General features: G+C 59.1%; 20 protein-coding genes and 1 riboswitch. Of the genes, 13 read left to right on the top strand and 7 right to left on the bottom strand.

All coding sequences use genetic code 11. The annotated features are described in order from the left end of the window. The first annotated feature begins 39 nt into the window (after positions 1 to 39). The 6 genes from OHL20_RS02740 (at position 40) to OHL20_RS02715 (ending at position 6,919) form a co-directional block, all read left to right on the top strand. Positions 40 to 1,125 carry a M24 family metallopeptidase gene (locus OHL20_RS02740; RefSeq protein WP_263381681.1) on the top strand — a complete coding sequence of 362 codons (1,086 nt, stop codon included), beginning with the start codon at positions 40 to 42 and terminating at the stop codon, positions 1,123 to 1,125. Between the two features lie 52 nt (positions 1,126 to 1,177). Beyond that, a complete protein-coding gene (gene accB / locus OHL20_RS02735; RefSeq protein ID WP_263384937.1) occupies positions 1,178 to 1,675 on the top strand; it encodes an acetyl-CoA carboxylase biotin carboxyl carrier protein in 498 nt (165 codons plus the stop codon). A 103-nt stretch (positions 1,676 to 1,778) separates the two neighbouring features. Next, positions 1,779 to 3,140 (top strand): acetyl-CoA carboxylase biotin carboxylase subunit, encoded by a 1,362-nt coding sequence (accC, locus tag OHL20_RS02730; RefSeq protein ID WP_263381680.1) that lies wholly within the window; start codon positions 1,779 to 1,781, stop codon positions 3,138 to 3,140. Next, positions 3,127 to 3,768, top strand: coding sequence for a thiamine phosphate synthase (thiE, locus tag OHL20_RS02725; RefSeq protein WP_263381679.1), 642 nt, complete (start codon positions 3,127 to 3,129; stop codon positions 3,766 to 3,768). Before accC ends, thiE begins: the two co-directional genes overlap by 14 nt. A gap of 72 nt (positions 3,769 to 3,840) precedes the next feature. Next, a complete protein-coding gene (locus OHL20_RS02720) occupies positions 3,841 to 5,298 on the top strand; it encodes an APC family permease (RefSeq protein ID WP_263384936.1) in 1,458 nt (485 codons plus the stop codon). A gap of 22 nt (positions 5,299 to 5,320) precedes the next feature. Continuing rightward, a complete protein-coding gene (locus OHL20_RS02715; protein WP_263381678.1) occupies positions 5,321 to 6,919 on the top strand; it encodes an amino acid permease in 1,599 nt (532 codons plus the stop codon). Between the two features lie 55 nt (positions 6,920 to 6,974). On the opposite strand, the gene OHL20_RS02710 is transcribed toward OHL20_RS02715, so the two are convergent. From OHL20_RS02710 to OHL20_RS02700, 3 genes are all read right to left on the bottom strand, one after another. Continuing rightward, on the bottom strand, positions 6,975 to 9,605 hold the full coding sequence (locus OHL20_RS02710) for a hypothetical protein (protein ID WP_263381677.1): 2,631 nt from the start codon (positions 9,603 to 9,605) through the stop codon (positions 6,975 to 6,977). A 132-nt stretch (positions 9,606 to 9,737) separates the two neighbouring features. Next, on the bottom strand, positions 9,738 to 10,535 hold the full coding sequence (locus OHL20_RS02705; protein ID WP_317890930.1) for an ABC transporter ATP-binding protein: 798 nt from the start codon (positions 10,533 to 10,535) through the stop codon (positions 9,738 to 9,740). Between the two features lie 78 nt (positions 10,536 to 10,613). Then, positions 10,614 to 12,029: an efflux RND transporter periplasmic adaptor subunit gene (locus OHL20_RS02700; RefSeq protein WP_263384934.1), complete on the bottom strand. Its 1,416-nt coding sequence runs from the start codon at positions 12,027 to 12,029 to the stop codon at positions 10,614 to 10,616. A 290-nt stretch (positions 12,030 to 12,319) separates the two neighbouring features. On the opposite strand from OHL20_RS02700, the gene OHL20_RS02695 reads away from it, so the two are divergent. Then, positions 12,320 to 14,050 carry a GWxTD domain-containing protein gene (locus OHL20_RS02695; protein ID WP_263381676.1) on the top strand — a complete coding sequence of 577 codons (1,731 nt, stop codon included), beginning with the start codon at positions 12,320 to 12,322 and terminating at the stop codon, positions 14,048 to 14,050. Between the two features lie 135 nt (positions 14,051 to 14,185). Beyond that, on the top strand, positions 14,186 to 15,922 hold the full coding sequence (locus OHL20_RS02690) for a carboxypeptidase-like regulatory domain-containing protein (RefSeq protein ID WP_263381675.1): 1,737 nt from the start codon (positions 14,186 to 14,188) through the stop codon (positions 15,920 to 15,922). A gap of 72 nt (positions 15,923 to 15,994) precedes the next feature. On the opposite strand, the gene pgi is transcribed toward OHL20_RS02690, so the two are convergent. Then, the gene (pgi, locus tag OHL20_RS02685) at positions 15,995 to 17,629 is read right to left on the bottom strand and encodes a glucose-6-phosphate isomerase (RefSeq protein ID WP_263381674.1); all 1,635 of its coding nucleotides are present in this window, start codon (positions 17,627 to 17,629) and stop codon (positions 15,995 to 15,997) included. A gap of 267 nt (positions 17,630 to 17,896) precedes the next feature. On the opposite strand from pgi, the gene OHL20_RS02680 reads away from it, so the two are divergent. The 5 genes from OHL20_RS02680 (at position 17,897) to OHL20_RS02660 (ending at position 21,012) form a co-directional block, all read left to right on the top strand. Continuing rightward, positions 17,897 to 18,634 carry a hypothetical protein gene (locus OHL20_RS02680; protein ID WP_263381673.1) on the top strand — a complete coding sequence of 246 codons (738 nt, stop codon included), beginning with the start codon at positions 17,897 to 17,899 and terminating at the stop codon, positions 18,632 to 18,634. A 5-nt stretch (positions 18,635 to 18,639) separates the two neighbouring features. After that, entirely contained in the window at positions 18,640 to 18,816 is a 177-nt protein-coding gene (locus tag OHL20_RS02675; protein ID WP_263381672.1) for a hypothetical protein, read from the top strand. A gap of 78 nt (positions 18,817 to 18,894) precedes the next feature. Beyond that, positions 18,895 to 18,998, top strand: a riboswitch (SAM riboswitch). A gap of 115 nt (positions 18,999 to 19,113) precedes the next feature. Beyond that, positions 19,114 to 20,403: a threonine synthase gene (thrC, locus tag OHL20_RS02670; RefSeq protein WP_263381671.1), complete on the top strand. Its 1,290-nt coding sequence runs from the start codon at positions 19,114 to 19,116 to the stop codon at positions 20,401 to 20,403. Continuing rightward, positions 20,393 to 20,680 (top strand): MoaD/ThiS family protein, encoded by a 288-nt coding sequence (locus OHL20_RS02665; RefSeq protein ID WP_396271500.1) that lies wholly within the window; start codon positions 20,393 to 20,395, stop codon positions 20,678 to 20,680. Before thrC ends, OHL20_RS02665 begins: the two co-directional genes overlap by 11 nt. 179 nt (positions 20,681 to 20,859) lie before the next feature. Continuing rightward, the gene (locus tag OHL20_RS02660; protein ID WP_263381670.1) at positions 20,860 to 21,012 is read left to right on the top strand and encodes a lmo0937 family membrane protein; all 153 of its coding nucleotides are present in this window, start codon (positions 20,860 to 20,862) and stop codon (positions 21,010 to 21,012) included. 65 nt (positions 21,013 to 21,077) lie between these two features. On the opposite strand, the gene lon is transcribed toward OHL20_RS02660, so the two are convergent. From lon to clpP, 3 genes are all read right to left on the bottom strand, one after another. Then, positions 21,078 to 23,501, bottom strand: coding sequence for an endopeptidase La (gene lon, locus OHL20_RS02655; RefSeq protein ID WP_263381669.1), 2,424 nt, complete (start codon positions 23,499 to 23,501; stop codon positions 21,078 to 21,080). A gap of 214 nt (positions 23,502 to 23,715) precedes the next feature. Continuing rightward, a complete protein-coding gene (clpX, locus tag OHL20_RS02650; protein WP_263381668.1) occupies positions 23,716 to 25,002 on the bottom strand; it encodes an ATP-dependent Clp protease ATP-binding subunit ClpX in 1,287 nt (428 codons plus the stop codon). A gap of 153 nt (positions 25,003 to 25,155) precedes the next feature. Next, positions 25,156 to 25,746, bottom strand: coding sequence for an ATP-dependent Clp endopeptidase proteolytic subunit ClpP (gene clpP, locus OHL20_RS02645; RefSeq protein WP_263381667.1), 591 nt, complete (start codon positions 25,744 to 25,746; stop codon positions 25,156 to 25,158). Positions 25,747 to 25,768 lie beyond the last annotated feature (22 nt).

Here is a 25,768-nt window from a genome sequence, read left to right as displayed (position 1 = left end):
ACCGGGTGAGATGGGCGCTGGTTCGGTAGAATTCAGGAGATGAATCTAAAGGTTCGTAAGAAAAAGGCCATGGCCGCGGCGACGAAGGCCTCGGTGGACGCCCTGCTGGTGACGCACCCACCGGATGTCCGCTACCTCTCCGGGTTCACCGGTTCGAACGCCGCGCTGGTGCTGACTGGCGGCAAGGCAGTGCTGTTTACCGATGGCCGGTATATCGCCCAGGCGAAGGCCGAAGCTCTTGGGACGAAGGTCGTCATCGAGAAGAAGGCTGCGACTGCGGCTGCCTGCGCGTGGATCGAAGCAGCAGGCGTGCGGCGGTGCGGCTTCGACGCGGCGCATACGACGGTAGCCTCTCTGGAATCGATGCGGAAAGCTGTTTCGGCCAAGGTACGCAGAGGATTGTTTCAGCCGACAGCGCCGCTGGTCGCCTCACTTCGCGAGATCAAGGATGCGGACGAGATCGCCCTGCTGCGGAGATCGGCCGCGCTCGGCTGCAAGCTCTTCGACGGTATGCTCGGCGTGTTGGAGCCGGGAATGTCCGAGATCGCGGTTGCGGCAGAGCTGGAGCACCAGGCGCGCCTCGCCGGAGCCGAGGGAATGTCCTTCGAAACCATCGTGGCCAGTGGAGAGCGTTCGGCACTGCCTCACGGCCGGGCTACGATGGCCAGGCTCCCCAGGCGCGGGTTTGTGACGCTCGACTTCGGTGTTATTCTCGACGGGTATTTGAGCGACATGACGCGTACAGTTCACATGGGCAAGGCTTTACCGGACGAGATGGAGGCCTATGAGGCGGTGCTCGAGGCGCAGGAGGCGGCGGTAGCGAGTGTCGCGTCGGGTGTGAGTGCAGGCGACATCGACGAGGCAGCACGCAGTGTTCTACGGCGCGCCAAGCTCGATTCCTTCTTCACACACTCGACCGGACACGGTGTCGGGCTCGAGATTCACGAGGGACCGAGGCTCGCGATGAAGCAAAGACAGCCCTTAGTCGCAGGCATGGTGATCACAATCGAGCCCGGAGTGTACATGCCGGGTCGCTTTGGACTGCGAATTGAGGATATGGTCTTAGTAACAGCTACGGGGGGCGAGGTGCTGACGCCAAGCCCGAAAGCCTGGATCCAGTTGTAAAGTATTGATTGACCTCAAAGATGTGCCGCTGGACGGCGCGGGAAGAGTTGGGATGGAGAGCAACAACCTGAAAGAGCTGCGGGAGCTTGTCGAGTTCCTGAAGGCAAATGGCATCGCGGAGTTCGATGTCGAACGCACCGACCTGAAGATGCGGATCAAGTTCATCGGCGAGCCTGCGCCCGCTGCCGCGAGCTTCGACATGGCCCAGCTTAGCCGCCTGATGGCGTCGGCCCCGACGGCTGGGGCGAGCGCCCCTGCTGCTGCTGCCGCACCTCTTGCTGCGGCCCCAGTGGCCGAGCCGGAGGAGAAGCTGCATGAGGTCAAGTCGCCTATTGTGGGCACATTCTATGAGTCCTCCTCGCCGGGCGCCTCGCCGTTCGTCAAGATCGGTGACATCGTCGAGGTTGGCCAGGTGCTCTGCATTATTGAGGCGATGAAACTGATGAACGAGATCGAGTCGGACGTTGCCGGCGAAGTCGTCAAGCGGATCGCCGCGAGCGGTCAGCCGGTCGAGTATGGTCAGCCACTCTTTGCCATTCGAGCAACATAGAGAAGGTTAAGCACGATGAGGGCGGTGACACTTTTCAGGTGGCCGCGGATTTGAACTGCCAACTGTACGGCCTTTGTTGGATGAGTGGAAGGTTTCGGTATTCATGTTTCGTAAGGTATTGATTGCCAATCGCGGGGAGATTGCATTGCGCGTCATCAGCGCGTGCAAGGAGATGGGGATTCGCACGGTTGCGGTGTACAGCGAGGCTGATCGCAACTCGCTCCATGTGCGCTTTGCCGACGAGGCGATCTGCATTGGGCCTCCACGCTCAGCAGATAGCTATCTCAACGTGCCCGCCGTCATTTCAGCAGCGGAAATCGCCGACGTAGATGCCATTCACCCGGGCTACGGTTTGTTGAGTGAGAATGCCAACTTCGCCGAAGTGTGCCGGGCCTCCAACATCAAGTTCATCGGACCCCCGCCGGAGGTGACGCGGATGATGGGCGAAAAGTCCACCGCGCGCCAGACGATGAAAAAGGCCAAGGTGCCGATCCTTCCCGGTTCCGATGGCATCATCGCGAACGAGGGTGAAGCGTTGGAGTGGGCGAAGGAGGTCGGCTATCCCGTCATCCTGAAGGCGGTCGCAGGTGGCGGCGGTCGCGGCATGCGCATCTGCCGGAATCCGGAAGAACTGCCGGGAATGTACCAGCAAGCCTCGCAGGAGGCGGCCAACGCCTTCGGCAACGGCGACATGTACATGGAAAAGTTCATTGAGCGTCCTCGGCATATCGAGTTCCAGGTGCTGGCGGATGAGCATGGCAATGTGATGAGTCTGGGGGAGCGCGAATGCTCCATCCAGCGTCGGCACCAGAAGCTGATCGAAGAGGCTCCGAGCCTGATGATCACGCCGAAGCTGCGCGACGAACTCGGCAAGACGATCAAGAAGGCGCTCGAAAATATCGGCTACTGGAACGCGGGTACGATTGAGTTCCTCATGGATGAGGATGGCAAAATCTACTTCATCGAGATGAACACCCGCATCCAGGTGGAGCACTGTGTGACCGAGATGGTCACGGGACTTGACCTCGTCAAGGCGCAGCTTAGAATCGCGGCGGGCGAGAAGCTGACCGATATTGTGACCAAGCCGGTCACGATTAGCGGCCACGCGATCGAGTGCCGCATCAATGCCGAGCACCCGGAGAAGTTCACGCCGAGCGCAGGCAAGATCACGGCCTTCAATCTCCCCGGTGGCAATGGCGTCCGCGTCGACACGGCGCAGTATGCGGAGGGTGTAGTTCCCCCGTACTATGACTCCCTGATTGCCAAGGTGATCTGCCACGGCAAGGACCGCGAAGAGGCAATGAACAAGATGCAGCGCGCCCTCTCGCAGTTCGTCGTGCAGGGCATCCATACAACAATCCCGCTGCACCAGAAAATCTTCGCCGATGCGGAGTTCCGTTCCGGTCAGTTTGATACGAAGTTCATGGAGCGTTTCTTCGAACGACAGGCTGATGCAAAGGCTTAATGCCGAGATCCCCTCGCTCTATGTAATCGCCGACGCGAACGTGTTGGCTGCAAAGAATGTATCGATCCAGCAGTTCGCCGCAGCCATGCGGGCGGCGGGAGTGGGCCTGCTGCAGTATCGCGACAAGTCTGCAGGGCCACAAACCATCCTGCGCAATGTAGCAGTAATCCGCAATGAGTTCCAGGATTCAGAGTGCCGGTTGATCCTCAATGACCGAGCCGATCTGGCGGTGCTTGCAGATTGGAGCGGCGTGCATGTCGGCCAGGGTGATCTGCTGCCCGAGGATGCTCGACGCGTGGTCGGCGCAGAGCGTTGGGTCGGCTTGTCGACGCACACAGACGGGCAGGTGCGCGCGGCGGACGTCAGCAGTGCGGCCTACGTTGCCGTAGGTCCAGTCTTCGCTACAAGCACGAAGCTCGATGCGGAGCCCGTCGTCGGGCTGGCCGGGGTGCGGACCGCCCGGGCGCTGACAACGAAGCCACTGGTAGCAATCGGCGGCATCACGCGAGAGAACGTGCGAAGCGTCATCGAAGCTGGCGCTGATTCGGTCGCAGTGATCAGCGGACTGTTTGTGCCGGGCGAGTCACTTGAGAAGGTCGCAAGAGACTTTATCGATCTTTTACGATAGGTTTGACGGTACGTGAATACTTCAACAACAGAGGCTCCGTCGACCGCTTCTTCGCCGCAGTTCGTGCAGGGCATGGGTCTGTTTTCGGCGACCGCGATCGTCATGGGCTCGATGATCGGCTCGGGCATCTTCATCGTGTCGGCGGATATGTCGAGAGCCGTTGGTTCACCTGCACTGCTGATTGCAGCGTGGTTCGTGACGGCGGCGATGACCATTATCGGCGCACTAAGCTACGGTGAGCTTGCAGCCATGATGCCGAAGGCTGGTGGTCAGTACGTCTACCTGCGCGAAGCGCTCGGTCCGTTATGGGGCTTTCTGTACGGCTGGACGCTCTTCCTGGTCATCCAGACAGGGACGATTGCGGCGGTCGGCGTGGCCTTCGGCAAATTTCTCGGTGTCTTCTTCCCGAGCGTCAGCCAGAAGAACTGGCTCTGGCACATGGGCCAGGGCAACGTCGGCCTCAACACGGCAAACCTCGCAGCCATCGCGATCATCACCTTGCTCACGCTGCTCAATACCTTCGGCGTGAAGATGGGCGCAGCCGTGCAGAACGTCTTTACCTCGGCAAAGGTGCTGGCCCTCGCAGCGGTCGTGCTGGTAGGAATCTTCGCCAAAAACACAACAGCAATCGCCGCCAACTTCGGCGCGGGGCTGCATCAGTTCTGGGCTGGCGCGGGCTGGCATACGCTTCACGCGGTCAAGGTTGGTTCTGGTGGTGCGACCAGCTATGTCGGTCTGCTGACAATCGTGGCTGTGGTCCAGGTCGGCTCGCTCTTCTCCTCCGATGCCTGGAACAACGTCACTTTCACGGCGGGAGAGATTCAGAATCCCAAGCGTAACCTGCCCTTGTCGCTGGCGATCGGGACCGGCGTGGTGCTGCTGCTTTACGTACTCTGCAACTTCGTCTACCTAAGCGTCCTGCCGATGGCCGGCGACCCCGCAGCGACGACCATCGCAGGGCGGGGCATTCAGTTCGCCGCAGAAGATCGGGTCGCGACGGCGGTCATGGAGTCTGCCTTCGCCGGTCTCGGTGCGAAGCTGATGGCGGCGGCAATCCTCGTCTCGACCTTTGGCTGCGTCAACGGAATGCTTCTCGCAGGAGCGCGCGTCTACTACGCCATGAGCCGCGACGGACTCTTCTTCAAATCAGTCGGCAAGCTGAGCGCGAAGTCGAAGACGCCCGTAAACTCGCTCTGGGTCCAATGGGCGTGGACCTGCCTGCTTTGCCTCTCAGGGAGCTACGGTCAGCTGCTGGACTACGTGATCTTCGCCGTACTGATCTTCTACATACTGACCATCGCTGGGCTCTTTGTGCTGCGTCGTACGCGGCCTGATGCCGTCAGACCCTACAGGGCGTTTGGCTATCCTGTCCTGCCGGCGCTCTATATCGCGATGGCAACGTGGATTTGTGTTGTACTCTTGCGTTACAAACCTCAATACACGTGGCCTGGGCTGATCATTGTGCTGCTTGGCGTTCCCGTGTACCTTTTGTGGTCAAAGAGGCTTGCCGCAGAGAAAGTTGCTGTTTAGAAATCGGGAGACGAGAACGCGCATGGGAAATTTGTTTGCCAAAAAGTCGTTGAATGACATGATGTCGGAGGCGAACGAAAAGGGCGCCGACACGCTGGAACGGGTGCTGGGTCCGGTTCAACTGACAGCGCTTGGAATCGGTGCCGTCATCGGCGCTGGAATCTTCGTGTTGAGCGGATTGGGCGCGAAGACCGCCGGCCCCGCCCTGATGCTTTCCTTTGTGCTCAGCGGCCTTGGCTGTGCATTTGCAGGTCTCTGCTATGCGGAGTTCGCCGCAATGATCCCCCTTGCGGGCAGCGCCTATACTTATGCGTATGCCACGCTCGGCGAGCTGATCGCCTGGATCATCGGCTGGGACCTCACCCTCGAATACGCCATGGGTGCGAGCACCGTCAGCTCCGGCTGGTCGAACAACTTCGTGGAGATGCTGAACATCTTTCACCTGAAGTTCCCGCTGTGGCTCGCGTACGACCATTGGACCGGCCTCCGTCTGGCAACCGACATCGTCGCGCGACAGGACGTAATCACGCAGCACCCCGACTTCGTTGTCGGGTCGAAGCCATTTACGGACGCATTGATGCTGGTTAAGGACTCCGGTTCGACCGACCTCGCCATGCGCGCCCACGCACTGCTGAATGCACCGCATATATTCGGTGTTGAAATTGGCATCAACGTCCCAGCCTTCCTGATTGCGCTCGTGATTACGGCGATCCTCGTCGTCGGCATCAAGGAGAGCGCCAAGTTCAACGCCACCATCGTAGCGGTCAAAGTTGGCATCGTCCTCTTCGTTCTCGGCCTGGGTTCGCACTATGTCACCAAGGGGAACTGGGGCACCGACTGGCACACCTTCGCGCCGTTCGGAATGAGCGGTATCGGCCTTGCCGCCGGCCTCGTCTTCTTCTCCTACATCGGCTTTGACGCTGTATCGACGACCGCGCAAGAAGCGAAGAACCCGCAGCGTGATCTACCCATCGGCATCATCGTATCGCTCTCGATCTGCACGCTGCTCTACATTGGCGTCGCTGCCGTGCTGACCGGCATGGTGCCGTGGCGTCTCGTCAACATCGAAGCACCCATCTCCCGCGCGTTTCTGGATCATGGTCTGGGCTGGGCCTCGAACATCATCACCATCGGCGCACTGGCTGGCCTCACAAGCGTCATGCTCGTCATGCTGCTGGGCCAAAGCCGCGTTCTTTACGCCATGGCGCACGATGGTCTGCTTCCGAAGAAGTTCTTTGGTGATATTCACCACAAGTTCCGCACGCCATGGAAGGGCACGATTCTCGCTGGCTGCCTCGCGGCAGTCGTCGGCAGCGTGACGCCGATCGACGACATCGGCAAGATGGTGAACATCGGCACGCTCCTCGCCTTCGTCATCGTCTGCATCGCCATCATTGTTTTGCGCAAGACGGACCCCAGCCGCGACCGTCCCTTCCGTACGCCTCTGGTTCCGCTCGTGCCTATCCTCGGCATCCTCTTCAACGGCTACATGATGTACAAGCTGGGCGTCTGGAACTGGGTCCGCTTGATCGTCTGGCTAGTCATTGGGTTGGTTGTCTACTTCACCTACAGCCGGAAGCACAGTAAGCTCCAGCAGAGCCTGGAAGCGCAAGGCAAGTAGCTCGACTCAACAGCTTCACCACAGGGCGGATCAACTTGATCCGCCCCTGTCTGCGTTAGCGGACGGAGGTCGAAGTGCGGTGCAGGTGTGAGTTCGATACGATGCTGGACTGTGTTGAATCGCCAGTCGGTGTGGACTTGTCAAGAAGGATGGGCAATGTCACGGGATCGATGCTATCCGGGTCGTCCCGGAGCTTGATGTAGAAGATGCCATTCACCGGATGCGGCATCGGCACCGTGCTGCCTACAAACCCCTCCGGGATTGCAGCAGGATTAGTGAACGTCGGATCGTTCGATATGGAGTCAAGCAGGTAAAGGTTCGCCCCAGCCAGCGTACAGGGCTTGCTGACGTCGGAGACGCAGTGCAGTTCCTTGAGTACAGGGACACGCACCAGGGTCGCCAGGGGCAGCCAGTCGCCGTTCACGCCCTCCGGCGACACAGGACGTAGCCGCAATGGACCGAACGCCGAGGTGCCAAAGCTCTTCAGCGGGTCGAACGTAGCGAGGATCGTGTGCGGGTTCTGCAGGACGAGCGTTCCAGCTGCCACCGTAAGTGCGGCATGCAGCGATTCATCCGCGTTCGCAATCTCGATCTGACCGGTGCGTGGGAAGTTCGAGGCGGATTTAAGCGAGAACGTAATCTCCTCATCCACAGGCAGGTCGTTCTGGTTTGCAAGCTGGATGGCGGACTTCGCAGGCTGTGCAATGTTCTTGTTCAGCAGGGTCACGGTCGGCCGCTCCGGAGAGACGGTGACCGGCAGCGTCAGCACACGGCCGTCCTTCAAGGTTACGTTCGCGGTGAATTTGTCATTCGCCTTAGCCTTGGGGGCAGCAGCACCTGCGGGTAGATTGAGCTGCAGCGACACCGAACTCGCATCGCCAGACCCGTCCGTGGCCGGTAGGAAGGTCGCGCTTTCTATGGCAACCTGCTTCACCTGGTTCAGGCTGACACCGGTAAGTACGACGAAGTTGTCACCAGCATGGAGTTGCAGGTCGGTCAGCTTCGCAGGCTCAGAGAAGCTCTCGGCTGACACCATATCCGGCTTCGCCTCGCCAAACTGCTTGACGGAGAGATGAAGCGCGCCGGGATCGGCCGACTTCAACGTCAGAGTGACATCCACATGGTCGGGCTTGTCAGCCTGCTTCCACTTCGTCTCCGCATCCTTGCCGACGGCCCCGTCAAGCGTGATGGCGTCGATGCACGCGGTTCCGTTCGACTGCAGGCCGAGGTGATTTTCACGCCCCATAATCAGGTTGTCGGTCGTCGCAATCTTCCAGTCCTTGCCTGGCGTGTTCTGGAGCCGCAGGGTCGGTCCGGTAAATGGGTCAAATCCCCAGAAGCCGCTGATTGTGCCAGTAATCTCAACTGAGCCCGGCGGAACTACCGGGATTGGCGTGGGCGGTGGTCCCGTCGGCGCTGCTGGTTTGTCCCCGGGTGCAGCGGGCGGAGGGACCGACGGCGTATTGACGGCTGCTGCAGCGGTGCTCACCGGATCATCCGGTAGCGTCTTCCGCGCTGGCGCTGAGGCGATCACCAGGCCACCCTGAAAGGCATCAGGGGTTAGCGAGAGGTCGGTCTTAGGGTCGGTATCCTTGATGTGCAGCACCATGTCATGAGCGAAGGAAGTCGCAAAGACCAGCGGTGCTCCCTCTACCGGCAGCACGACCGATGGCTTGATCAGGCAAGTCACGAACTTCGGATCGGCAGGCCGGAGCGGTGGCGGAACCGCCGCCTGAATCGCCGGAAGTCCAATGACAATAACCGACTTCGGATTATGGAAGGACGGCGGCGTATTGAGCCGCAGCTTCAGATCAGCCTCCTCAGGGAAGGCGATAGCCGGAATGTACTGGTACTGTGCAGTGTGGAGGCTACTCGTCAGGCGCACCAGGTCGACGATCGCGCCGACATAGGCGCTATAGACGCCTGCCCCAAAGGCTTGCGTGTAGCTCGCCTGGTTGATCAGGTCCGATCCCGGGCCGTTGGCGAGAGCTGCTGCGAGCGTCTGGCCATGCCCATCGTCGAGCAGCGTCTGGTTTCCGCTCTGCGTTAGGCAGGTGTACTGCAGATCAACCGGTTGCTTGAAGCAATCGGCGTTCGGCTTGAGGTTGAGCGTGCGCGCAAGGAGGGCGGAGTGATCCTGCAGCGCCTTCGCATCCGAGGGCGGAACCTGCTTCATTGCCGCAACATACCGCTCGATCCGCCCCTGTTCAAAACCGGCCTCGGCTAGATCCTGAGATGCACGGACAAAGATGCCCGGTCGCCCCTTAACGGCGGAACGAAGGGTGCTGTAGTCGCCACCCGTCTCGGGAGCAAGAAAGGCGATCGCCTGCTGAGCCTCCGCAGGGACGGTGATGAAGACACCCTCTTCACGGACCTTCTTGTTCCAGGTCTCGATGCGGGTAAACCAGTCATCCGGCGGCGGATTGGTCGTGCCGCGTAGAAACGCAACGATCAAAAGATAGTGGACGGACTGCGTTGGAGGCAGATCCGGATGCAGCCAAAGCTTGTCGCCCACCTGCAGATTGGGCACCGCAGCGATGGGGAGCGTCTTTCCGCCACGCGTTACCCGAACCTCGACTTTGGGGCCTGTGAGGTCGAAGCGCGCGTTATCGGCAAACGCACCCGTCGCAGAAAGGGTGACGAGAACGAGGAAGGCACAGTGTAGACCGCGCGACAAAGAAGCCATAGGAGTAGTTTAGACGGTCCGGCTCGATTCTCGTCGCATGTTCACACGCTCAATGAAGATCAGCCATGGTCATGCCCGGATTAGGGTGACCATGGCTGATCTGCTTACGTTGGCAATGCAGGAACCTGGTACTTAGTAGTTGGTATGCGCCGGAGCGGCGGCGATGCGCGCTTCGATCCCGGATCGGTCGCGCGTGGAGAGACGGTCACTCGCAACGACACCGTCGCGGATCGTGACGACGCGGTGAGCGTACTCTGCGATATCCGGTTCATGGGTCACCAGAACGATCGTATTACCCTTGGCGTGCAGGTCGTCCATCAGCGCCATAATCTCGTCGCCGGTCTTCGAGTCAAGATTTCCGGTAGGCTCGTCAGCAAGGATGATCGATGGCCGATTGACAAGCGCACGGGCAATAGCGACACGCTGACGCTGGCCACCCGAGAGTTCGTTGGGCTTGTGCATCATGCGCGAACCCAGGTTCACCGACTCGAGAACCTCTTTTGCCCGCGCAATACGCTCAGCCGCCGGGGTGCCGTTATAGATCAGCGGCAGCTCGACGTTGTGCAGTGAGGTGGCGCGGGCCAGCAGGTTGAAGGTCTGGAAGACAAACCCAATCTCCTTATTGCGGATTCGGGCGAGTTCGTCGTCGTTCAGCTTCGAGACGTCGTGTCCATTCAGCCAGTACTTGCCCTGCGAGGGAGAGTCAAGACAGCCGATCAGGTTCATCAGCGTCGACTTTCCTGATCCGGACGGTCCCATGATCGCCACATACTCATTGTGGCGAATGCGCAGGTTCACTCCTCGTAGCGCATGGACCTGCTGATCACCCATCTCGTAGGTCTTCCAGAGATTGTCAGTGACAATCACATCGCCTTCATGGGGACCGTTGACATTGGTGCGGGTGGAATCAAGTACAGCTTCTGTGGACATCCAGCTCTCCGTGACTTCTCGTTCGTTCCAAGGATAGTACGTTCGTTTCTTCGCGAAGGTTCCGCGCCGCCACGATCGCTATTTATCGTCAGGCGAGGTAGTTACCTCCACGGTATTATCGACCTTCACCGGGGTTCCACTTTTGAGCGTCCGCAGGACCTTATAGCGCCCCGTCACGATCTCGTCACCCTCTTTGAGCCCGCTGAGAACCTCGATATCCGTAGCACCCGTAACGCCGGTCGTGACCGGTGTGAAGACTGCGCGCACCTTCTTCTTCTGGGTCACAAGCAGGTAAACGCCCTGCGCCGGAGGAGCCTTGGCGCGGTTGTTGTCGGGTGCCGCGGTCGTCGGCTGCTTCCCGTTATTGTCGGCGAGAACCTTCTCTGTTTCGGCATCCCGTTGGACCAGCGCCTGGATCGGAATGGTGAGCGCATTGGGCTTATGAGCCGTCGTGATCTTGGCCGTGGCCGAAAGACCGGGGCGAAGTTCATCCATCGAGCGGCGCAGCTCCTCGGTGGATTCGTTAAGCGTAACCACGACCTTGAAGTCCTTAGCCTCTTCCGTACCCGTGGTGCTCTGGCTGGTTGCAACGCCGGTCGTGCGGAGAAGCGCCTGGTCGCCGACGTTGGTAACGTGACCCTTGAAGACGCGTCCCGGCAGGGCGTCAACTGTCACATCCACCGGCTGATTCAGTGCGACGTTGACGATATCCGTCTCGTCCACCTTGACCTCGGCCGTAATCACCGACATATCGGCCAGCGTCATCAGGGTGGAGCCTTCGGCGTTCTGGATTCCGACGACCATCGTCTCGCCCTCACGTACAGGAACGTTGGTCACGAGTCCATCGAACGGGGCACGACTGACCGTCTTATCAAGCGCGTCGAAGTTGGAGCGCTGGCTGGCAACTGCCTGCTCGACGTGGCCGCGCTGCGATTCTGTCTGTGCCTGCGATTGAGCAAGCGTTGCTACGCGCTGTGCAAGCGTCGCCGCGGAGACGTCGAATGCAGCCTTCTTCGCGTCGAAGTCCTGCTTCGCAATCAGCTTGTCGTTGTAGAGCGCCAGCGAGCGGTTATAGTCGAGCTGCTTCTGCTCAAGATCTGCTTTGGCTTGCAGGATGTTCGCCTCGGCGGTCTTCTCCGCCGCAACATAGGAGTTCACGTCAGTCCTCGATGACGAAATAGTGGCGCGCTGCGCGGCGACAGTCGCCTGCGGCTGCACACTCTCGACCGTTGCCAGAATCGTCCCCGCCTTGACGTGATCGCCTTCCTTCACGTTCAGGTGGGTGATACGTCCAAAGGCGGTTGCGCCAATGTTGACGTAGGTCTTCGGCTTGATCTGTCCTGTTCCACTCACGATGGAGACAAGATCCTGCCGAGAGGCTTTGCCGGTTGCCACCTTGGTAACGTTAGCCTGGCTGTTGAGGATCGTGCCTACGACAATGCCGATGAGTACAAGAACGACGACGACGATAAGAATCTTCTTTTTGGCGCTCATTGCTGCTTTCTTGTCCATGTCTCGTCCGTGTAACCACATGATGCGGATACTTCGGAATCGTTGTAAGTGAAGTTAGATACGCAGAGAAAGACTATCGCGTTCCATACGAAAGACAACATTTGATTTGCCATGAAAACGAACCAGAATCTTCGTCGTCAAAAGAGTGTCCGTCAGTCTGTGAGTTCTATGCTGCGATGATAGCAGGGGTTACTACTGGTTACCTCGTGCGTCTTGTCTGAACTTGCTGAGGGGCCATACAATATGAGTTGGTAACAGGAGTGCCTCCTCGCATGACAACGTCACGTTCTATTCTTTCTGCTGCTCTCGCTTTGACCGTATGGACGGGGGGAGTTCTCCTCCACGGGCAGGAAGTACCGGCCACCGCGCCGGACGGTGTCGTGCAGGGTCCGCCCGCCTCTGAGAGGCCCGATCCGCTGAAACGTCCGCTGACCGACAAGGAAAAGATCCAGCGTCAGAAGGCCGTCAAGCAGGAGTTGAAGGGCGAGTACAAGAAGTGGGTGAACGAGGATGTCCGCTGGATCATCACCGACCAGGAGCTTGAGACCTTCAAGAGCTTGAGCAACGATGAGGAGCGCGATCAGTTCATCGAGCAGTTTTGGCTCCGTCGCAACCCAAACCCCGACTCGCCCGAGAATGAATTCCGCGAGCAGCACTACCAACGCATCGCCTACGCCAACGAGCACTTTGCCGCTGGCAAGCCGGGCTGGCGCACCGATCGTGGTCACATCTACATCGCCTACGGCAAGGCCGACAGCATCGACTCTCATCCCAGCGGTGGCAGCTACGAGCGCCCCATGGAAGAGGGCGGCGGCAACACCTCGACCTTCCCCTTTGAAGTCTGGCACTACCGCTATCTCGAAGGCGTCGGCGATAACATCGACGTTGAATTCGTCGATACCTGCATGTGCGGCGACTATCACATGACCATCGATCGCTCTGAGAAGGATGCCTTGAAGCACGTTCCAGGTGCCGGCGAAACCCTCTCCGAGCAGCAGGGGCAGTCCAAGAAGGCCGACCGCTTCTCCGGTGGCGGTCTTGAGCAGTTGGGCGCTGGACCAATGTCGTCGATGAACCAGAGCAAACAGTTCGACCGCATCAGCTTCGCCGCAAAGATCATGGCGCCACCGGTCATCAAGTTCCATGACCTTGAAGCCTTCATCGCAACCTCGAAGATTCTCACCGGCCCGCCCTTCCTCTTCGATGTACGCACCGACTACGTAAAGGTAACCAACGACACCGTCTTGGTGCCGTTGACCCTCCAGATTCGCAATGGCGACATTACCTACAACAACAAGGATGGCGTCGCAACCGGCTCGGTCAATATCCTCGGCCGCGTCACCAACCTGAACCACAAGCCAATCCTCACCTTCGAAGAGACGGTCAGCGTTCCGACTCCGAGCGAGCTGCTGGCACGCACGAAGAACAATGTCTCGGTGTACTGGAAGGCGCTGCCTCTACGTCCCGGCCTCTACCGTATCGACATCGCGATCAAGGATGTAAACAATCCGGATCACGTAGGCGTCTGGCGCCGCAGCATCAACGTTCCCAAGTACGATGATGACAAGCTGTCCACCTCGTCGCTCATCCTCGCAGATCAGATGGAGCGCGTTCCTTCAAAGGATATCGGCGCAGGAAACTTCGTTATCGGCAACACACGCCTTCGTCCCCGGGTTCCGACTGGTGTGGCTGTTCCGCTCATATTCCATCGGGCGCAGAGCCTCAACTTCTGGATGCAGGTCTACAACCTTGGCATCGACGACAAGAGCAAACAGAATGGTGCGACGATCGACTACCAGATCATGGACTTGACGACGAACAAAGCTATCCTGAATACTCAGGAGCTGACGTCGAAGACGAACCCGAACGCAGATCAGGTCACCCTGGAACGAAGCCTTCCGCTGGCGAGTCTGCAGCCGGGTAAGTACGAACTGAGCATCAAGATCAATGACGGAGTTACCAAGCAGCAGATCGCAGAATCTGCGCCGTTTGTAGTTGATTAGCGTAGGTGCAGGTAGGTGCGATACGGTCACGCGGATTCGATGTGACGACCGATTGCGAAAGATGATTCCAGGTGCGGTCTCGTTTGTGAGTCCACCTCTTCTAGAGAAGCCGTCGACGCGCAGGATCCAATAACTGTGCAACGTTCCAAGGTTGAACTCGTGCTCGTCACACTGGTGGTGCTACTCGCATCTTCAGCGTTGTGCTCGGCACAGCGTGCCGCCGTGTCAGGCATCGTGCGAGACACAACCGGCACCGCGCAGCTTGGCGTTCTGGTGCAAATCACCTCGGCTTCAGACTCCTCACTCATCGGCAGAGCCTTCACCGATCTCCGTGGACACTACGTAGTCAGCAACCTCGTGCCCGGAATCTACCATGTGCAGGCTACTGCCGCCCTCTTCACCCCCGCCACAAAACCCAATCTGCAGCTCAGGGCTGGCGGACGCGCCGTCGTCAATCTCACCATGAGCACGCTATTCGATATGACCTCCTGGCTCCCGGCCGAACGTCGCAAGGCGGATGAACCTGCGGATGACTGGAAGTGGACGCTTCGCTCGGCTGCAAACCGTCCCATTCTCCGCATGGTCGAAGACGGCCAGCTCGTCATGGTCTCCTCTAGTGCAAGCGAGCAGCATGAGCCCACTGTGCGCGGCAGGGCCGCCATGACTAACGGCGATGGTGGCTTTGGTGGCGGCGGCCTCCGCAGTGTTCTTACGATGGACAAGGTGCAGGACGACGGCTCCGGCATCATTCTCCAGGTCGACTCAGGCGCAGGACGCACCCAGGCAGGCGTAGGACCTTCAACAGCAGTGAGCGCTGGCTTCGAGCGTCAGGTCGGCTTCGCGAGCACGGCACGTATCGTCTCAAGCTTCCAGTCGCATCCCGAGTTGATGAGTGCTGGCAGCGCGGCTGGCCTCCAGACCATGGACATCGCCACGGCACAGCAGATGAAGCTTGGCGACCTCGTAAATATCGAAGTCGGCACCTCCACCTACTCCGTGCACACCTCGGGCACTGCCTTCGCCGTCCAGCCATTCATTCGCGTCATGGTCGAACCTGCCGCAGGATGGACCTTCGGCTATCGCATGGCAACCTCTCGCAGTCTGCAGGGCTTCTCCGGTTTGAACACCGTCCAGTCTGAGCTTCCGGTCGCCGCTACCGTCGATGGCAAGTTGCGCACAGAGCGGGGAAGGCACCAGGAGATCTCGGTCGGTCGAAAAATAGGACGCGGACAGGTCCAGCTCGCTCTCTATCGTGACGCATTGGCGCAGGTTGCTCTGGCAGGCACCGGCGCCCTCACAACAGCCGATCTGAACTCACCCGGAACCAGTTCCAGTGGCGCTCAGGTAGGCGCCATCTCAGACACGATGACCGACAGCTTTCGCCTCCTCACCTCCGGGTACGAGGCGAGCGGCATCAATGTCATGATGACGCAACCGCTGGGTCAGACCGTCTGGGCCGCGGTCGAGTACAGCACCGGCACGGCGCTCGCCGGGGACGGTTCCGGCACAGCAACTCTGCCGCTCATGCTCAGCGGCCTGCAGGAGCGTCCCGGCCAATCTGCCGCCGTCGCTCTCAAGGGAAGTCTGCCGGGCACCGGCACACGTCTTCGCGCGGTCTACCGCTGGCAGCCGCGAGATCTCGTCACCGCAATCGACGCCTACCGCGAGTTCAGCGACCAGTCATACCTAAGCTTTCACGTACGCCAGCCCGTACGCTGGGGAGGAGTTCTACCGCAAGGGCTCGAGGCGTCCATCGACGTAAGCAATCTGCTCGCCCAGGGCTACCAGCCGTTCCTCTCCTCCGACGGACGAACTCTCTATCTCGCCCAGACGCCACGCACCCTGCAGGCTGGCCTCTCCATCTCCTTTTAGGCTGATCGAGCAACACAACTAAGGCCTGCCAGTAACTCACTGGCAGGCCTTAGTTGTGTTGCGTGATGATTCTTACTTGTTCTTCTTGTACCGGTTGATAAGGTTCGTTGTTGACGTGTCATGCGTCGATGCCGCACCATCCGTACCTTCCAACTCGCCAATGATCTTCTGCGCCAGAACCTTGCCCAGCTCCACGCCCCATTGGTCGAACGAGTCGATGCTCCAGATCGTACCCTGCGTGAAGACGGCATGCTCATACAGCGCGATCAGCGATCCCAGCACCTTCGGTGTCAGGTGATCTGCAAGCAGCACGTTGGACGGCCGGTTGCCCTCAAACACACGATGCGGCACCAGCCAATCTGCTGTTCCCTCGGCCTTCACCTGCTCCGCCGTCTTTCCAAACGCCAGTGCCTCGGCCTGCGCAAAGACGTTCGCCATCAGGATGTCGTGGTGACGGCCGAGCGGGTTCAGAGTCTTGTAGAACCCGATGAAGTCGCACGGAATCAACCGCGTTCCCTGGTGGATCAGCTGGTAGAAGGAGTGCTGCCCGTTCGTCCCCGGCTCGCCCCAGTAGATCGGCCCCGTCTGCGTCGTCACATGTTCGCCATCGAGCGTGATGTGCTTGCCATTGCTCTCCATCGTCAACTGCTGCAGGTAGGCAGGGAAGCGCTTCAGGTACTGCTCGTACGGCAGGATCGCCACCGTCTGCGCATCAAAGAAGTCCGTATACCAGACCGTCAGCAGCCCCATCAACACCGGCAGGTTCTTCTCAAACGGAGTCGTCCTAAAGTGAACGTCCATCTCGTGGAAGCCGTCCAGCATAGCCCTGAAGTTGTCCGATCCAATCGCCACCATCGTCGACAGGCCAATCGCTGAATCCATGGAATAGCGTCCGCCAACCCAGTCCCAGAACTCGAACATGTTCGCCGTGTCGATGCCAAACTTCGCCACTTCCTTGGCATTGGTCGAGATCGCCACGAAGTGCTTTGCGACCGCCTTCTCGTCCCCGCCCAGCCCCGCCAGCGACCAGTCCCGAGCCGAGTGAGCATTGGTCATCGTCTCAAGCGTCGTAAAGGTCTTCGATGCGACGAGAAACAGCGTCTCATCCGCATTCAAATCCTGCACGGCCTCGGCAAAGTCCGTGCCGTCCACATTCGATACGAAGCGGAACGTAAGATCGCGCTGCGTGTAGTGCTTCAGCGCCTCATACGCCATCACCGGGCCAAGGTCCGAACCGCCAATCCCAATGTTCACCACATTGCGGATACGCTTGCCGGTGTGGCCCTTCCAGTCGCCGCTTCGCACGCGATCAGCAAAGCCAGCCATCTTATCGAGCACCGCGTGGACAGGCGGCACAACGTCCTCACCATCGACCACGATCGACTCGCTCTTCGGCGCACGCAGCGCCACATGCAGCACAGCGCGGTTCTCCGTGATATTAATCTTCTCGCCGGTAAACATCGCGTTGATCCGCTCCGCCAGCCCGGACTCCTCCGCGAGCTTCGTCAACAGTCCAAGCGTCTCGTCGGTCACCCGGTTCTTCGAGTAATCGAGAAAGATCCCGGCAGCCTCCGCAGTCAGCCGTTCGCCGCGCGCCGGATCATCCGCAAAGAGCTGTTTCAACGTGGTGGCTTGGATCGTATCGTGATGCGCCTGCAGGGCTTTCCAACTCGGGCGTTCGCTAAGCGGGGCCAATTTTGTGGTCATCGACATACTCCTTAAAATCGTTGCGGGCTGGTCACCAAAAGCACCAGCGCGGCTTCATGGATGATACCCGATGGGCCTACCATGGTGTGTCACGCCAGCCGCTCGTCCGGGTATCATTCTCCAGAGATCAAGTAGGCCGACGCACGCAGAACTTCCAGACGCGCGACCGCATCGAACCGAAGCAGGAGGAGACCGAACATCAACTATCGTGCACTTCTCTTCGGCTCCTCCGTTCCGGCTCAACTCGAGCCGTGGCTCGGCGTCCTCATGATCTGCCTCGGCTCCTACCTTCTTTTCCGCCGCAAACTCGCCGCACGAGGCAGCCACATTCACAGCACCGGCAGCGTTCATGAACTGCAGCCCTTCGGAAGACCGGGACAACTCTGGTATCCCGTACTCTCCGTCATCACCGTCCTCATCGGCATACTCCTGACCGCCCATCCCTTCGCGGCCACGCACATCAACCTGCATCCTTTCTCAAAGGAGAAGCTCGGCCCGCTGCTCTTCGTCGCCGGGTTGGGCCTGCTTCTCGGCATGCGCCACTCCACCGATGCCGACCACGTAGTCGCCATCTCGACCATCGTCAGCAATCAGCGCAGCATCCGCAACGCCGCCATGATTGGCGCCATCTGGGGTCTCGGCCACACCATCACCATCTTCATCGTTGGCTCACTCATCATTCTCTTCGGCATCGAGATCCCCCCGCGCCTCGGCCTCTCGATGGAGTTCAGCGTAGCCATCATGCTGATCCTCCTCGGCATCCTCAACCTCACCGGCGTCATGCAGAAGTTCACCACCCGCTTCTCCGGCGCCAGCATCCTCAATCCCGCAAGCACCACAAGCCGCTTCAGCCTCTACCAGGGTCTCAGGCCCTCGTCATCGGCCTCGTCCACGGCCTCGCAGGATCGGCCGCCGTCGCGCTCCTCGTCCTCTCCACCATCCACGATCCCGTCTGGGCCACGATCTACCTCCTCATCTTCGGCTTCGGTACCCTGCTTGGGATGATGTGCATGACCGCCGCCATCGCCGTGCCGCTCACCTACGCCGGAGACCGGTACACCCGGCTCAGCCATTATTTCGGCCTCGCTTCGGGCATGGTCAGCATTTGCTTTGGCTCCTTTCTTGTCTATCAGTTAGGTTTTCTCGGCGGCCTCTTCACCAGCCATCCGCAGTGGACTCCACGCTAATCGCAGGCTCCCGTCACTTGCACCGCACAGGCCACTGTGCTATTACTTACCTATTCCAGTCTGCTTCGGCAGATTTGAATTTCATGCAGAGTGGTTGAGGGACGAGCCCTTTGACGCCACGACAACCGGACAGAACATGCGTACCGGTGTCAACTCTCTCCTGGGAACAGGGAACATGAGATTCGGAGCACGCAGTCCTTTACCTGAACTGCATCCGTTTTTCACCTTCCTGTTTGCAATCCCCAGAAAAGAGCAGCGCCAGAGTAGCCATATCCTTCTCTCACCGGAGACGAAGCAATGGAATATTCCTGTTCGGCGTATGAACTGAAGTGCAACGAGTGTGGCCGCCGCTTTGGCAATCGTCCTCTCTCGGGCTGCCCTGACTGCCTTGCCCCACTTGAGATCGTCTATGACCTCGAAGCCGCGCGCGGAACCTTTACTCGCCAGGCCATCCAGGCCGGCCCCTTCAACATCTGGCGCTATGCCGCGCTCCTGCCCATCCCCGAGGGCTTTCAGCCTGACCTGCCGGTAGGCTTCACCCCGCTCATCCGCGCGAAAAATCTCGGTAAGCGCATCGGCGCCACCAACCTCTACGTCAAGAATGACGCCGTCTGCTTCCCGACGCTCAGCTTCAAGGACCGTGTCGTTTCCGTCGCCCTCGCCAACGCGCAGAAGTTCGGCTTCGATATCGTCGGCTGCTCCTCGACCGGCAACCTCGCCAACTCTGTCGCCGCCCAGGCCGCACGCCTCGGCCTCAAGGCCACCATCCTCGTCCCCGCCGATCTCGAGCCCGCAAAGATCCTCAACACCCAGGTCTACGGAGCCCGCCTCGTCCGTATCGACGGCAACTACGATCACGTCAACCGCCTCTGCACCCAGATCGCCGACGAATATGCCTGGGGCTTCGTCAACGTCAACCTCCGCCCCTACTACGCCGAGGGTTCAAAGACGGTCGGCTACGAGATCGCCGAACAGCTCGGCTGGCGTCTCCCCGACAACGTCGTCTGCCCCATGGCGGGCGGTTCGCTCATCCGCAAGATTCGCAAAGCCTTCAACGAGCTCATCTACCTCGGCCTCGTCGAAGACAAGCCCGTCCGCTTCTTCGGAGCGCAGGCCACCGGCTGCTCGCCCATCTCACAAGCGGTCAAGCAGGGTCTGGACTATATCGAACCGCAGCGCCCTAACACCATCGCCCGCTCCCTCGCCATCGGCAATCCGGCTGACGGTCCCGCCGCAGCCAAGATGATCCTCTCCACCGGCGGCTGGGCAGAGGACGTCTCCGACATCGAGATCGTCTCCGGCATGCAGGAGCTCGCCGAGACCGAAGGCATCTTCACCGAAACCGCTGGCGGCGTCACCACTGCCGTCACCGCACGCCTCTATGCCCACGGCCGCATCTCGCCCGACGACATCACTGTCGTCTGCATCACCGGCAACGGCCTCAAAACCACCGACGCCATCAGCGGCCAGTACCGCGAGGAGCGCGCCGTCCGCCCACGCATCGCCGACTTCGACGAATACCTTCGGGAACTCGATGCCTCCACCGAACCAGAACTAGCCACCGCAGGAGCCTCACTTGCCTATTAAGATCAAAGTTGTCCTTCCCACCGCATTCGTTCGCCACACCGATGGTCAGAAGCAGTTCGACTCAGCCGCGACCAACCTGCCCGGCCTCATCGCCGACATCGACCAGACCTTCCCCGCACTGAGCACGCAGATCAAAGACGAAGGCGGCAAGCTCCGTCGCTTCATCAACATCTACGTCAACGATGAGGACATCCGCTTCCTTGGCGGCGAAACCTACGCCTTTCAGGACGGCGACGAGGTCATGCTCATCCCCTCAATCGCTGGCGGCTGCTGCTAACGTAACCGTGTACTCACGAAGCTCACGTCCAGATGGATGTGGGCTTTTTCGTTTCATCACCACAATCTAGGGTCTATTTTTCAGCACAGAGCAACGTAAATACCTTCCAACCTGCTCTCACAAGGTGCGGCGGATACCACTCGCCTGTTTCTTTAAACCAAGTAGAAAGAAGGTCTGCAATGTTTCTGATTCTCGCAGTGGTTCTGGTTGTCCTTTGGCTCGGTGGCTTCACGCTCTTTCACGTCAGCGGTTTCCTCATCCACCTCCTCCTCATCTTCGCCGTCATCTCGATCATCATGCACTTCGTAACTGGTGGCCGCAGAGCAGTCTAAGCAAATCCAACGAAAAAGGGTCGAGCCAGTGCTGGCTCGACCCTTTCTTCGTTATGTCTCACCAGTTACTGGTGAGCAGTAGGCTGTGATGAAGGAAGCACCGGCGGAATCACCGCCGCCAAAGCCTCAGGCGTCTCTTCCTGCAACTCAGGAAGTTCTTCCTCAAGAGCGATCTTCAGCACTTGGTCCATCTGCTCTACAAAGTGAAGCTTCATCGTCGACTTCAGCAACTCCGGCAGATCCGCGAAGTCCTTGCGATTATCTTCGGGCAGAATAGCTTCGAAGATCCCAGCGCGATGTGCCGCCAGCAGCTTCTCCTTTAATCCGCCAATCGGAAGCACCTTGCCCCGCAGCGTAATCTCGCCCGTCATGGCAATATCGCGACGAACCTTGATCTTCGTCAGCGCACTTGCCAGACCCGTCGCCAGCGTGATGCCAGCAGATGGTCCGTCCTTCGGAATCGCTCCCTCCGGAACATGCACGTGGATATCGACATTGCGGTAGAAGTCCTTCGGCAGTCCAAGATGATGCGCCCTGGACCGAATGTAGCTGAGAGCAGCCTGCGCCGACTCCTGCATCACATCGCCAAGCTGGCCTGTTGCCGTCATCTTGCCCTTGCCGTCCAGTACTTGAACCTCGGTCTGCAGAATGCTTCCGCCAACCTCCGTCCATGCCAGTCCGGTCACCAGGCCGACCTCGCTCTTCTCCTGCACCTGCGAATCGCGGAACTTCGTTACACCCAGAATGTCGGGCAGATTGTCCGCCGTAATCATCTCCGTATGCTCTGCACCGTTCTTCACAACGCGACGCGCCACCTTGCGGCAGACATTCCCGATCTCGCGCTCAAGGTTACGAACGCCAGCCTCACGCGTATAACCGCGAATCAGCAGCCGAAGGGCATCGTCCGTAAAGCTGATCTGCGCCTCGGTCAGGCCCGTACCTTCGCGCTGCTTCTTCACGAGATACTGCTTCGCAATCTCCAGCTTCTCAAGCTCGGTATAACCGTGCAGCCGGAGAATCTCCATACGATCCTGCAATGGTCCCGGAATCGTATGCAGCACATTCGCCGTCGCTACGAAGAGCACATTCGAGAGGTCATACTCCACATCAAGATAGTGATCCTGGAACGAAGTATTCTGCTCCGGGTCAAGAACCTCAAGCAGGGCGCTCGCCGGATCGCCTCGGAAGTCCGAGGCCATCTTATCGATCTCGTCCAGCATGAACACCGGATTTTTCGTGCCGGCCTTCTTCATCGACTGGATGATCTGGCCGGGCAGGGCACCGATGTATGTCCGGCGATGGCCCCGAATCTCAGCCTCGTCCCGCACGCCGCCAAGCGACATCCGCACGAACTTCCGTCCCGTAGCCTTCGCAATCGACATACCCAGCGACGTCTTGCCGACACCCGGAGGTCCGACAAAGCAAAGGATCGATCCCTTAGGATTCTTGACCAACTGCCGTACCGCAAGAAACTCCAGAATGCGTTCCTTGATCTTCTCCAGTCCGTAGTGATCTTCGTTCAGAATCTGCTCGGCATGCTCGATCGAGCGAATCTCCTTCGAACGCTTCTTCCACGGCACCGCCAGCAGCCAGTCGATATAGTTGCGAGAAACGGTCGATTCAGCCGACATTGGCGGCATCGCCTCGAGCTTCTTCAACTCCTGCATCGTCTTCTCGAGGACATCCTTCGGCATTCCAGCCGCCTCGATCTTCTTCTTCAACTCATCGAACTCGGACTTCTCGCCGCGCCCAAGTTCCTTCTGAATCGCCTTGATCTTCTCGTTGAGGTAGTACTCTTTCTGCGCCTTCTCCATCTGCCGCTTCACGCGCGACTGGATGGTGCGGTCCATATTCAGCTTCTCGATCGCCACATCCAGCACATCCGCGACGCGCGCAAGACGCGTCTCCGGATTGAACACATCGAGCAACTGCTGCTTCTCTTCGATCGAAAGCTGCAGGTTCGCCGCAATGGTATCCGCCAGTTTGGCCGGTTCATCGGCACGCACGCTAGCCGCCATCGTCTCGTAGTTCAACGACTGCTGCAGCTTCACGTACTGCTCAAAAAGAGAATGCACCCGAGCCATCAGCGCCTCAACCGCAGGCGTCAGTTCAAGCTGGGTCTGTCCGGTCTGCACGGTCGCGACGAAGAATCCATCTTCATCATTAACCTCGGTCGCCCGTGCTCGCTCCACACCTTCCACCAGCACCTTGATGTTGCCGTCCGGCATCTTCACGCTCTGGACGATATTTCCAATCGTGCCAGTCTCGTAGATATCGTCCGCGCTTGGCTCATCCACGGACGCGTCATGCTGCGTCGCAAGAAAGATCTTCCGATCCCCCGTCAACGCCTCTTCCAGGGCCCGCACACTTGACTCCCGACCGACGACAAACGGCGTCATCATATGCGGGAAGATCACCATGTCCCGAATAGGCATCATCGGGAGCTTACGAATCTCGCCGCTTAACGTTTCTTTTGGTTGATTAGTCATCATTCTCCCCATTAGACGGTTAAAAACCGGTTACGATGCAGACCAGTCTTTGCGGCTCCAGTGATTGTAGTGCGTCCTACACAACCGTGCCGAACCTGATGATGTCATCGCGGCTTTCACAAATAAAGTGTGAGAAATGCAGTGCAAGTTGGCCAGTAGAACAGGGAACTACACTGCTGCGCCGACCCGCACAAGGCAGGTCGGCGCAGCAGGATCAACCAGCCTTTTCCAGCAGGACCGGCAGCGTCAGATCACGCTTCTGCACCATCGCTTCGGTGATCACCAGCTCCTTGATCTTCTTGTTACCAGGAATGTGGTACATCAGGTCGAGCATCAGCTCTTCAAGAATCATGCGCAATCCACGAGCGCCAACCTTGCGCTGCAGTGCCTCACGCGCAATCGCCCGAGCCGCATCGTCGGTGAACGTAACCTTCACGCCCTCGAAGTCGAACAGCTTCTGATACTGCTTCAGAATCGCGTTCTTCGGCTTCGTCAGGATCTCGATCAGCGCGACTTCATCCAACTCGTCCAGGATGCCCATCACCGGCAGACGGCCAACAAACTCAGGAATCAGGCCATACTTCAGCAGATCCTGTGGCTCCGCCTGGCGCAGCAACTCACTGTCGCGGACAGCGCGAATCGGCATGACATCGCCCTCTTTCGCATTCGGATCGGCAATCGCGCGGAAGCCCAGAGCCTTCTTGCCAATACGACGCCCGATCACCTTCTCCAGCCCTACAAACGCGCCGCCGCAGATAAAGAGGATGTTCGTCGTATCGACAGCCGTAAACTCCTGGTGCGGATGCTTGCGTCCACCCTGCGGCGGAACATTCGCAACAGTACCCTCAAGAATCTTCAGCAGCGCCTGCTGCACACCTTCGCCCGAAACATCACGTGTGATCGAAGGATTCTCGTCCTTACGCCCGATCTTGTCGATCTCGTCGATGTAGATGATGCCGCTCTGCGCCCGCGTCACGTCGCCATCCGCTGCCTGCAAAAGCTTCAGGATGATGTTCTCAACATCCTCGCCAACATAGCCGGCCTCGGTCAGCGTCGTCGCATCGACAATCGCGAACGGCACGTCCAGCATCTTCGCCAGCGTATGCGCCAGCAGCGTCTTACCCGAACCCGTGGGCCCAACCAGCAGGATGTTCGACTTCGCAAGCTCCACATCATTGCCGCGAACCTTGTTCATCTGGATGCGCTTGTAGTGGTTGTAGACCGCAACCGCCAGCTTCTTCTTCGTCTGATCCTGCCCGATCACGTACTCATCAAGAAACGCCTTGACCTCCTGCGGCTTCGGCAGATGTGCCGGTGCAGCACCTGGCGTCGCTTCCGTCCGGTCATCCTCAAGGATCGAATTGCAGACAGCAACACACTCGTCGCAGATATAAGCACGAGGATAGTCCGACGGAGAAGAGATCAGCTTGGCCACAGCATCTTGAGACTTATGGCAGAAAGAGCAGCGGAGAGATTCGTCAGTACCTCGTGAAGTCTTCATGGTTTGCACAGCTCCTGCGGTCGATCCGCCCCGTTCACTTCGTATCAGTTTACACCCGAACGGCCCGCACCCTTTTGGGCTGCAACGCGCACCGTCCTGACGCAGACAGGCCGCGTCGTTAGGACGCGGCCTGTCACAATCCCTACTAAGCTACTACGTTCGTGGCCGGTCGATGATGTCGTCGATGATGCCGTACTCCTTCGACTGGTGCGCCGTCATAATGAAGTCGCGCTCCACATCCCGCTCGATCCGCTCCAGTGACTGACCAGTGCTCAGGCTCATCAGCTTGTTCGTAATCTCGCGAATACGCAGGATCTCCCGCGCGTGGATGTCGATATCGGTAGCCTGTCCGCTCAGTCCGCCCATAGACGGCTGGTGGATCAGGATGCGCGAGTTAGGCAGCGCAAAACGCTTGCCCTTCTTGCCCGCCATCAACAGGAACGCGCCCATGCTCGCCGCCTGCCCGATGCAGAACGTCACCACATCGTTCTTGATGTACTGCATCGTGTCGTAGATCGCCAGACCGGCCGTAATCGATCCGCCTGGCGAGTTGATGTAGAGCTGGATGTCCTTTTCCGGGTCTTCACCGCTCAGGAACAGCATCTGCGCAATGATCACATTCGCAATGTTGTCATCGATTGGCGTGCCCAGAAAAATGATATTGTCGCGCAGCAGACGGCTGTAAATGTCGTAGGCACGTTCGCCCCGACTCGTCTGCTCGATCACCATCGGTACTAATCCCATTGCACTCTTCCTTCTGTCCTTG

It is taken from the genome of Granulicella arctica (assembly GCF_025685605.1).
Classification (GTDB): domain Bacteria; phylum Acidobacteriota; class Terriglobia; order Terriglobales; family Acidobacteriaceae; genus Edaphobacter; species Edaphobacter arcticus.
This window is presented reverse-complemented; position numbering and strand designations above follow the sequence as displayed.